10 protein-coding genes are annotated in these 10,542 nt (G+C 40.6%); 6 read left to right on the top strand and 4 right to left on the bottom strand.

Annotation, left to right across the window (positions count from 1 at the left end; all coding sequences use genetic code 11):
- Positions 1 to 340: 340 nt before the first annotated feature.
- A complete protein-coding gene (locus tag FRX57_RS07535; protein ID WP_146568234.1) occupies positions 341 to 3,013 on the bottom strand; it encodes a DEAD/DEAH box helicase family protein in 2,673 nt (890 codons plus the stop codon).
- A 47-nt stretch (positions 3,014 to 3,060) separates the two neighbouring features.
- On the opposite strand from FRX57_RS07535, the gene FRX57_RS07530 reads away from it, so the two are divergent.
- Positions 3,061 to 3,279 carry a hypothetical protein gene (locus FRX57_RS07530; RefSeq protein WP_222431066.1) on the top strand — a complete coding sequence of 73 codons (219 nt, stop codon included), beginning with the start codon at positions 3,061 to 3,063 and terminating at the stop codon, positions 3,277 to 3,279.
- A gap of 122 nt (positions 3,280 to 3,401) precedes the next feature.
- Here the strand turns inward: FRX57_RS07530 and FRX57_RS07525 are convergent, their stop codons facing one another.
- The 3 genes from FRX57_RS07525 to def all read right to left on the bottom strand — a co-directional run bounded on the left by FRX57_RS07525 (position 3,402) and on the right by def (position 5,106).
- On the bottom strand, positions 3,402 to 3,950 hold the full coding sequence (locus FRX57_RS07525; RefSeq protein WP_146568228.1) for an NADPH-dependent FMN reductase: 549 nt from the start codon (positions 3,948 to 3,950) through the stop codon (positions 3,402 to 3,404).
- 72 nt (positions 3,951 to 4,022) lie between these two features.
- Positions 4,023 to 4,451, bottom strand: a complete 429-nt coding sequence (locus FRX57_RS07520; RefSeq protein ID WP_146568226.1) for a MarR family winged helix-turn-helix transcriptional regulator — start codon at positions 4,449 to 4,451, stop codon at positions 4,023 to 4,025.
- A 40-nt stretch (positions 4,452 to 4,491) separates the two neighbouring features.
- A complete protein-coding gene (gene def, locus FRX57_RS07515) occupies positions 4,492 to 5,106 on the bottom strand; it encodes a peptide deformylase (RefSeq protein WP_146568224.1) in 615 nt (204 codons plus the stop codon).
- 202 nt (positions 5,107 to 5,308) lie between these two features.
- Between def and rpsO the strand changes: the two genes are divergently transcribed.
- The 5 genes from rpsO to FRX57_RS07490 all read left to right on the top strand — a co-directional run bounded on the left by rpsO (position 5,309) and on the right by FRX57_RS07490 (position 10,387).
- Positions 5,309 to 5,578 carry a 30S ribosomal protein S15 gene (gene rpsO / locus FRX57_RS07510; RefSeq protein WP_008535715.1) on the top strand — a complete coding sequence of 90 codons (270 nt, stop codon included), beginning with the start codon at positions 5,309 to 5,311 and terminating at the stop codon, positions 5,576 to 5,578.
- Between the two features lie 193 nt (positions 5,579 to 5,771).
- Entirely contained in the window at positions 5,772 to 7,904 is a 2,133-nt protein-coding gene (gene pnp / locus FRX57_RS07505) for a polyribonucleotide nucleotidyltransferase (protein WP_146568222.1), read from the top strand.
- A 4-nt stretch (positions 7,905 to 7,908) separates the two neighbouring features.
- A complete protein-coding gene (locus FRX57_RS07500) occupies positions 7,909 to 8,658 on the top strand; it encodes an SseB family protein (protein WP_146568232.1) in 750 nt (249 codons plus the stop codon).
- 6 nt (positions 8,659 to 8,664) lie between these two features.
- Positions 8,665 to 10,005 (top strand): cysteine--tRNA ligase, encoded by a 1,341-nt coding sequence (gene cysS / locus FRX57_RS07495; protein ID WP_146568220.1) that lies wholly within the window; start codon positions 8,665 to 8,667, stop codon positions 10,003 to 10,005.
- The gene (locus FRX57_RS07490) at positions 9,998 to 10,387 is read left to right on the top strand and encodes a Mini-ribonuclease 3 (RefSeq protein WP_146568217.1); all 390 of its coding nucleotides are present in this window, start codon (positions 9,998 to 10,000) and stop codon (positions 10,385 to 10,387) included. The genes cysS and FRX57_RS07490 overlap by 8 nt, the downstream gene beginning before the upstream one ends.
- Positions 10,388 to 10,542 lie beyond the last annotated feature (155 nt).

Raw genomic sequence — 10,542 nt, 5'->3', positions numbered from 1 at the left:
AGTAGCGGAACAAGGGCAATTTGATTGTTTACTTCGGGGAGAGCGTTTTGTCGGCAGGAAGGCCTTGATGTCTAAACTTCAGCATGATTTTCTTCAAGAGGAGCGGGAAGGATGAAAAATTTGGTTATAAGTTTATCCTAGGTGATGGTACCCTTAATGGATTAGTGATAGTTATATAAAAAGCACCCCAATTGTTAGATTAATTGTCTAACTTTTGGGATGCAGGGAATTATTCTTAAAAATTTTGGGGACTATATATCTGTTTATACCAACCACAATATATAGTATTTTGACAATATTAAAAAAGGCGACTTCCAAATGGAAATCGTCTTTTTGATTTTTAGAACAAGTTCATCCTAATATTTCCCCAAAATTGTGACTTTTCAAGAGCTATCTGTGCTAACTGATTGAGTGTCTGTTCACTATTTTCTTTATTGTAGAATTTAAGACCTTTGATAATAACTCCATCAACTTCATCTTCAAAAATCAATTCCTCCTGATGGTCATTGATATACGAAAGAAGTTCTTCTTTCCATCTATCTTTTTCTACCAATTGTTCACCTTTGGGTTCTATGAAAATTTGGAGATAGTAATCTTTATTTTGAAGAAGCAAAATGAAATCTGGTTGGAATCCAGAAAATGTGAGTTCTCTCGGATTTTTTTCAAACTGGTGCAATTTTAGTTGTTCAATTTTATTAGTGCCTTTTAACATGTTTTCATCCATGCGAATAAGAAATACATCACCGTATTTTTCTTTCAATTCATCAACATGGTTTGCGATAGCATTGACTAAATTTTCTTTATTCCTATTGATTATAGCTGACTGATAGGCAAAAAAGTCAAATTTTTCAAAGCTGATATTAGATACATTTTGCTCTATAAATGAGTTGCTATGTTTGGCTGTATCATAATTAGGTACTCTTTTAGGATAATCAGCCAGATATTCTGAGATAGAATAACCAATAAAGCGATTTGTCCCCCTTTCTTTACGATAACCAGCCTTTATTTTAGAACTAAGCAAGTTAAAAAAGTTATCAACAATTTTCAGTTTTTTAATAGCTGAAAAATCTTCAACGATAGTTTCTTTTTCCGTTATGACAGATAGTACAAGATTCTGTAAATCTAACCAATTCTCACCCAAAAAATCTTCTATAGACTTAAGATTTGGAAGATATTTTTTCAGATTGCTAAATCGGAAAAAGTTAGAGCGACTAATTGATTTTTTAAAGTAACGAATATCAATTTCTCTTAATTGGGACGTTTTTAACTCTATTGATTCGGCTGTAAGGTAACCTGTTTCATAGGTGGATTTGAAATAAGGGATAGTAGCAATTTTAGAAATTTCAATTCCATAGTTATGTAACTGTTTATAATGGCTGTCAGGAATTTTCTCAGTTTCATTATAGTAAACCTTACCTGTTTTATAGATTCGAGTTTTCTTAAATGATGGTTTCAGTTTGATTTCAATTGGAGGATTTTTCCCATCAGTCCCCGTAGCAAGATTCATCTTATCAAGTGATGCCATCAAATTCTTTATATACTGTGGCTCATTAAGTGTATGATAATGTAATGTCTCCAACAAAAGACTCGCTGTTTCGTCTTCTTCGTCAAATCTTCTTTGATAAGAAATTTTTTGATTCAAGGGAAATGGATTATATCTCGCTCCACGTCCAATCAGTTGGGCTTCAGAATTGGTTGACTTAGTGTCCTTTTTATCAGTCATCTTTCCCAAGCTACTGATACGTACAATATCGTAAAGGTTTAGGACATCCCAACCTTCTGTTAATTTTGCCACAGCAAAGATAACACGATACAGATTACTTGGCGACTCAAGGGAATTAAGTGCCTGATACTGTCCTGTTTCTAGCAAGCCTTTTGAACTATTATCTGTATCATTTGCGTTCAAAATTCTCGTTGGTGAAAACCCACGCCTTATCTCTTTCACAACAGTTAAAAGGTCGTCCTGTTCAAGATAATACTGATAAGCCAACTGTAAAGTATGACTCTGCTCGTCAGGGACACTTTTCGATTGCGAGGTGAGAAACTCCCTCAAAGTCTCTACCGTGAGATTGTCAATCATCTCATTGAATAATCTATTTGCTTCATGTGATGCATCAATTTTTTGTGATTTGAAAAGGATAATTGGCTTGATGTCAATACCAAATGTTTCAAGAGCAAATTTCCGCCTATACTCACTGAGAAGAATCACACTGAGCATGTTTTCTTCATTAGAATTTCCAGTTTGAATCCGTCTTACATTTTTTGAGAATCCATCTTTGATGTATGAATCTAAGGCGTAACGGTAAATGATTTTGTCTCTATATTTTTCATAGATGGTCTCATCGTCAAAATCAAGCGTTGCCGTAAATTCTAGTAAGAGATTGTCAGTATGTGTGTGAAGAAGTGACAGTAAACTCTTTTCCCATGAAGCTTTTTCCAATTCCTCCTTACTTTTCTTTTTCGTAGAAGCAGAATAGTGATGTGCTTCATCTGCCAGAATGACCATCTTCTCTCTTTGATAATCTTTTAATGACATCACATTTTCAGCTTGGGTAAAGAGTTCATTTGTCAATGTCTGGATAGACAAAAATTTGATGTTGATGTCGTGTTTATTGGGAAAATCTGGAAAATTCCCAGAAATGTGATTGATTGAGATACGCACCCCATCAATTTCGATGTGCGAATTGAAAAGAAACTTATCCGACTGAACATTTACCAGGTTGTCAATTGTCTTACTCAAAACTCCGTTGGTATTGACCGTAAAAAGAAAGTTCTGATAGCCTTTCTCTTTGAAAAGATAGAGTATCAAACCAGCCATCAAATCTGTTTTCCCAGATCCTGTAGCCATGTTAAACATAAGTTGATTCGGATTGCGATGCTTGAAGGTTTCTGATGTCTGCGTATAGTGGAAATAGCGTATAGCTTCACTCTGATATGACCGTGGGATATGTTTGAGGTTGTCTATGATATATTGTGGCAACTCCCATCCAGACTCTTCGTGCAAAATATCCATATCCAACTGTTTTAGTTGCTCCAATTGAATACGTGCTGGGTATGAAAATGGTTAGCACAAGAGAACAGGATTTGAAAGATATTGGAGCAATTATCAAATACAAACACTTCCGTTCACCATTTAATACCTTTGACGGTTTGAAGGAAATGGGATTTGACAGCATTGACTTCTCTGTTCTCTTAGAAGGCTTCAGTTATGCCTATGGTATGGACTGGCTGGAAGAATTTTTTAAAGAAAATCAGGATAAACTTAGAAGATATTATTGACAGTTAGAGCAGATGAAAAGACGATTTCCTAGCTTGGAAGTCGCCTTTTTTGATATTATCGAAACACTACATATTGTGGTTGGTGTAAACAGGTATATAGTTCCCAAAATTTTTAATGTGAATTAGTTGATAGCAGCCAGTAGGGCATCTGCTTGAGTTTCAAGTTGGTTTTGAACTTCTGGGTCAAGTTCCAATTTGCCATCTGCCCAAGCACTGTCATTAACCTTGCTAGCTGTGAATGGTTCAACAACTTGTGTGCGAACAAAAGGTAGTAAGTCACGGTAGATCGCAAAGAGTTGGTCATGGCCAGCATTGGCAACTGATGAGACAGTGACTAGCTTATCTTGTAGTGCAGAAGGACCACGTGTTTCGCTAAGGTCAAGGGCACGGCTAAGCCAATCAAGCAAGTTTTTTACGGGACCAGGAATTGAGAAATTGTAAACTGGTGAGAAAATCCAGATAGCATCAGCTTCCAAAACTTCTTGACGAACCTTTTCAAGGGCAGGTAAGGTTGGTGTTTCTAGTTCTTGATTGAAAACAGGAACTTGTGTGTAGTCAAGGTAGCTCACTTCTGCCTTACCAGCTAAGAGTGCCTCTGCTTTTTCAGCCATTTGGTGGTTGAAGGAACCTTGACGCAATGAACCAACGATAAATAGAATTTTTTTAGACATCGTTTCTTCTCCTTAAATATTACTATGTAGTACATTATAGGCATAAATCTCAACTTTGTCAACCATCTTGTTTTAGAGTTTTTTGAAATTTTTTAGGAGGGTAATGAGGTCATCTTGTTCCTGAGGAGAGAGGATACTCATGGTTTGATAGACGGCTTCTAGGTGTTCAGGCAGGGCTTTTTTGATTAGACTTTCGCCCTGAGGAGTCAGACCAATCAGGGAAGCTCGGCGGTCTTGGGGATCAACCTGGCGATAAATCCAACCATTTTTTTCCATGTTCCGCAGAACAACGGTCATGTTGCCCGAAGTGGCAAAAATTTTACTGATCAGGTGGCAAATTTTCATTTGCCCCTTGTTGTATAAAACTTCTAGAACATTAAACTGGGTAGGTGTGATGCCGTGATTTTTATAACTATTTGAGACCTGTTGATCAATAGTTCGCTGGGCCTTACGAAAGACAATCATGGCCTTGCGTGCTCGTTCTTGGTCAAGTTGATTCATGCTCTGTCCTTTCTATCGGAAAAAGACTGATGAGCAGCCTTTATTCAATAATGAGCATGCCATCTTTAATGGCAAAAGGTTCTGTTTGGTTAATGCGGTCATAAAACATGATACCGTTGATATGGTCAATTTCATGTTGAACGACAATGGCATTATAACCTTTGAGTTTAAGTCGTTGTTTTTGACCGGTTTTATCAACATATTCCACAGTAATGCGTGAGTGACGGACCACGTAGCCTTCCACTGCTCGGTCAACCGACAGGCAACCTTCTCCTTCAGCTAGGGCAGCTTCTTGAACAGAATGGGAGACGATTTTGGGATTGTACATGATTTCTTGTAGGCTATAAGCTTCCTTGGGCGCCTGGCCGTCTTCATCAGGTAGATTTGGCACGAGAACAGCAATAATACGGCGGGAAATGTTAATCTGTGGTGCGGCAAGCCCAACTCCTGCTCGGAGCCCCATCTTTTCACCTAAAACAGGGTCTTGTGAATTTTTGAGGAATTGCATCATTTTTTCACCCAAGATAATATCTTCATCTGATAAGGGGAAGGCTACTTCTTCAGCTACTGTTCGTAGCGTAGGATGGCCTTCACGAATAATATCCTGCATATCAATTTGATGGCTAGGACGAGTAATTTTTTGAATAATAGACATGGTTATCTCCTTGGCTTTATTAACTTTCAGTATAGCATAAAGCAAGGAAAATAGGAAATCTTGACCCTGCTAGGTGATGTTTTCCTTGACGGATAGGCTGAAATCTGATAAACTAAACAGGTCTGAAGGACAAACCAACTTTTTCTTGGTTTTAGGTCAGCCAAATCCTAAGACTCGGATTAAGCAAATAAAGGAGAAAAATATGGCTATCTCAAAAGAGAAAAAAAATGAAATCATTGCTCAGTACGCTCGTCACGAAGGCGATACTGGTTCAGTAGAAGTACAAGTTGCTGTCTTGACATGGGAAATCAACCACTTGAACGACCATATCAAACAACATAAAAAAGACCATGCCACTTACCGTGGTTTGATGAAGAAAATCGGTCACCGTCGTAACTTGTTGGCATACTTGCGTCGTACAGATGTTAACCGTTACCGTGAATTGATTAGTTCACTTGGACTTCGTCGTTAATCTGTTAACGAAAACCTTCCTTCGGGGAGGTTTTTATCTTTGCAGGAAAAATCACTTTAATGCCATAGATTGGCTAAATTATGATAAAATAGAACTAGTACGGTTCTTGATGCAAAGGTGAGTTGATCATTTTTGGTCGATTGACTTTTGTGGCAAGAACGTTCAAATCTTATCAGTTAATGAAGGAGTAGGAATGACGAAACAAATTTTTGAAACAGTGTTTGCTGGCAGACCCTTAATAGTAGAGACTGGCCAGGTAGCCAAACAGGCCAATGGTAGTGTGGTGGTCCGCTATGGTGAAACGACTGTGCTAACAGCGGCAACCATGTCTAAAAAGATGGCAACGGGAGATTTTTTCCCGCTACAAGTTAATTACGAAGAAAAAATGTATGCAGCAGGAAAGTTTCCTGGTGGTTTTAACAAGCGCGAGGGCCGACCATCAACTAATGCAACCTTGACCGCTCGTTTGATTGACCGTCCTATTCGCCCCATGTTTGCCGAGGGTTTCCGTAATGAAGTTCAAGTCATCAATACCGTTCTGTCCTATGATGAGAATGCTTCAGCCCCAATGGCAGCCATGTTTGCTTCATCTTTGGCCTTGTCAATTTCTGACATTCCTTTTAACGGACCAATTGCCGGTGTTCAGGTGGCCTATCTTGATGGTCAATTAGTGATTAACCCAAGTGCCGAAGAGATGGAAAAATCTTCCCTGGATTTGGCAGTGGCAGGCACTAAGGAGGCCATCAATATGGTTGAGTCTGGTGCTAAGGAACTCTCTGAAGAATTGATGTTGGAGGCCCTGCTAGCAGGTCATGCAGCCATTCAAGAATTGATTGCCTTTCAAGAGGAAATCGTAGCAGCTGTTGGTAAGGAAAAGGCAGATGTGGAACTCTTGCAGGTTGATCAAGACTTGCAGGCAGAAATCATTGCTGCCCATAATGCCGACTTACAAAAAGCTGTTCAAGTTGAAGAAAAATTGGCTCGTGAAGCCGCGACAGAGGCAGTTAAGGAGCAGGTCATAGCCCTTTATAGTGAGCGATTTGCGGAGCATGAGGACTTTGAGCGAGTGATGCGTGATGTGGCTGAAATCCTAGAGCAAATGGAACACGCAGAAGTTCGCCGTCTGATTACAGAAGATAAGATTCGTCCTGATGGTCGTCGGATTGATGAGATTCGTGCCTTGGATGCGGAGATTGATTTCCTCCCTAAAGTACACGGCTCAGGACTCTTTACGCGTGGGCAAACGCAGGCTTTGTCAGTTCTGACCTTGGCTCCGATGGGAGAAACACAGATTGTTGACGGTCTAGATCCTGAGTATAAGAAACGTTTCTTGCATCACTATAATTTCCCACAATATTCAGTTGGTGAAACTGGCCGTTATGGGGCGCCTGGGCGTCGAGAGATTGGTCACGGTGCCTTAGGAGAGCGTGCCTTGGAGCAAGTTTTGCCAAGTTTGGAAGACTTCCCTTATGCCATTCGTTTGGTTGCCGAGGTCTTGGAGTCTAATGGTTCTTCCTCTCAGGCATCAATCTGTGCGGGAACTCTAGCCTTAATGGCTGGTGGTGTGCCAATTAAGGCTCCTGTGGCAGGAATTGCCATGGGCTTGATTTCAGATGGTAATAACTATACCATTTTGACGGATATTCAAGGCTTGGAAGATCATTTTGGTGATATGGACTTTAAGGTGGCTGGAACCCGTGAGGGGATTACTGCCTTGCAGATGGACATTAAGATTGAAGGCATTACGCCGCAAATCTTAACGGAGGCCCTAGCTCAGGCCAAAAAAGCGCGTTTTGAGATTCTTGATTTGCTTGAAGCAACTATTGCAGAGCCTCGTTCCGAATTGGCACCTACTGCACCTAAGATTGATACCATTCAGATTGATGTGGATAAAATCAAAGTGGTTATCGGTAAGGGTGGCGAGACCATTGACAAAATTATCGCTGAAACAGGTGTTAAGATTGATATTGATGAAGAAGGTTTGGTGGCTATCTATTCGAGTGACCAAGCAGCCATTGATCGTGCCAAGGAAATCATTGCTAATCTAGTGCGCGAAGCTAAGGTTGGTGATGTGTATGAAGCCAAGGTTGTGCGTATTGAGAAGTTTGGTGCTTTTGTGAATCTTTTTGACAAGACGGATGCTCTCGTTCATATTTCAGAAATGGCTTGGACCCGCACCAATCGGGTAGAAGACTTGGTTGAGATTGGTGACGAAGTCACCGTCAAGGTCATTAAAGTAGACGACAAAGGACGGGTTGATGCGTCAATGAAAGCTCTGCTACCAAGACCACCAAAAGCAGAACCAAAGGAGGAAACCAATGACTGATAGGATGACTTTTAATACTGAATTTGATGATCGCCTGCGTGCCTTTATCAATGCTCCAGATAATTTTTTAGATGGCATTGCCTTGGTTCATGCCCTTAATCACTACCCTGTTTTGGCTAGTGAAAAACCTTATGCCTTGAAGGTAGACGGCGAAAAAGTTATTCCAGTCTTTACCGATCGTTTTGATCTGGAAACCTTCAAAAAAGAGCAAGCCAGTGCGCGTGAGCAAAATTGGGTGGAACGCTCTAGCTTAGACGTTTTAGAAGAGTCAATTGTCAAGGGCTTGTCAGGCTTGGTTTATAATCTCAAGAAAAAAGGTGATTTTGGTAACTCAACCGTCTTTAAAAATAATGACATGGTTCAATTTGTCAATAATTTCACGACAATCTTGAATGCCATCATGAGTGATGACAATATCAAGGCCGATACCATGGACAGACGTTATATTGTGCCAGCCTTTATCCTGCCTAATGATGATGGGAGCTTTGATCGTATGTTCCCTACCCTATCTGACCAGGATAAAAACAGCTATGTTCCTGTTTTTTCTAACCTACAAAGTTTTGCCAAATGGTATAATCATCAAGATTTTGGCCAACCTTTCCGTGAGGCCCAAGGCGTTATTTTGGCTTGGAAAATTGATGATATTTATCAGCCAAATCAAGGGCAAAATGATATTGATGACACCGTCGGTGTGGTTGTTAATCCCCTAGATGAGCAACAAATCTTAATTAGCTGGTCGGACCTTGAGGAGTAAGTCAGCATGATAAAAATTTATGATACCATGACCCGTAGCTTGCGTGACTTTCTTCCTTTAGAGGAGGGAAAGGTCAAGATGTATGTCTGCGGTCCCACGGTTTATAATTACATTCATATTGGGAATGCCCGAAGTGTGGTCGCTTTTGATACCATTCGTCGTTACTTTGAGTATCGTGGTTATCAGGTGACCTACGTTTCCAATTTCACCGACGTGGACGACAAGATTATCAAGGCAGCCAGGGAAAATGGCTTGACCACCAAGGAGCTGTCAGATCAGTTTATTGTCGCTTTTAAGCAAGACGTAGCTCAGCTAGGTGTTAAACCAGCGACTAAAAATCCCCGCGTGATTGACTACATGGACGAGATTATTGCTTTTGTAGCCAGCTTAATTGCCAAGGACTATGCTTATGAAGTCGCAGGTGACGTCTATTTCCGCGTGGCCAAGTCAAAAAACTATGCCAAGTTAGCCAATAAAACCTTGGCAGATTTGGAGATTGGTGCCAGTGGCCGTTTAGACACAGACCAGTCGGTCAAGGAGCATCCTTTTGATTTTGCCTTGTGGAAGTCAGCCAAGGATGGAGAGGTCTCTTGGGAAAGTCCTTGGGGACTGGGGCGTCCAGGCTGGCATATTGAGTGCTCGGTCATGGCGACGGAAATTTTGGGCGATACTATTGATATTCATGCCGGTGGGGCAGATTTAGAATTTCCCCATCATACCAACGAAATTGCTCAATCAGAAGCTAAAACAGGAAAAACGTTTGCTAACTATTGGATGCACAATGCCATGCTTAATATCAATGATGAGAAAATGTCCAAGTCTTTAGGGAATTTCTTGACGGCACATGAGATGTTGGAGCAGGTTGATGGGCAGGTGCTACGTTTCTTTTTGGCCAGTCAACATTATCGTCGCCCCTTGAATTATACGGAAAAAGCCATTGAAGATGCCAAGAAAAATCTCAAATACTTGAAAAACACCTATCAACAAGCTTTCACCTCAGTCGCAACAGATGGCTTGGAGGACTTCGTTAGTCGTTTTCAAGTGGCTATGGACGATGATCTCAATACAGCCAATGGGGTGACCGTTCTTTTTGATTTGGCCAAGTGGATAAATTCTGGTCATTATAATACTGACATTAAGCAGGCCTTTGCCAAAATGTTAGAAGTATTTGGACTGGTCTTTGTTGAAGAGGTATTAGATAGTCAGATTGAAGACTTGATTGCTCAACGTCAGGAGGCGCGTGCTCAAAAAGATTTTGCAAGGGCTGATCGTATCCGTGCTGAATTGGCAGAGCAAGGTATCAAACTTTTGGATACTAAAGATGGTGTGAGGTGGGAGCGTGATTGATCCCAAACTCATTAACGGTATCGCCCTAGCCTTTGATGGCGATGCGGTTTATTCTATGTATGTTCGCCGTCATTTGATTTTACAAGGCTTGACCAAACCCCAGGCCCTTCACCATGTGGCGACAAAATATGTTTCCGCTAAAGCTCAAGCCATGCTAATCGCCCAGTTGTTGGCGGAGGATTTGCTAAGGGAAGAAGAAACCTTAATCTATAAAAGGGGACGTAATGCCAATAGTCATACCAAGGCAAAAAATACAGATGTGGTCACTTATCGCATGTCCACAGGCTTTGAAGCTGTCTTGGGTTATCTTCATTTGACCAATCAACTAGCACGCATGGAAGAGTTGATTGATTGGTGTATTGCTTATATAGATAAAAACTAGGAAGTTAAGACTCCCTAGTTTTTTAGTCCAGTCCTAGTTGCTACTGTAGAAGTACGAATAAATAGATAAGACAGTAGAAGGAGGCAGTCGAATGCAAGAGCGTCTATATAAGCTAATCGTGTCAGTTGTTGTGCTATTGGCTTTAGTAAGTGGAA

This window comes from Streptococcus cuniculipharyngis, assembly GCF_007859195.1.
GTDB classification, from domain to species: Bacteria; Bacillota; Bacilli; order Lactobacillales; family Streptococcaceae; genus Streptococcus; species Streptococcus cuniculipharyngis.
The sequence above is the reverse complement of the archived record's forward strand: the minus strand, read 5'-3'. Positions and strand labels throughout refer to the sequence as shown.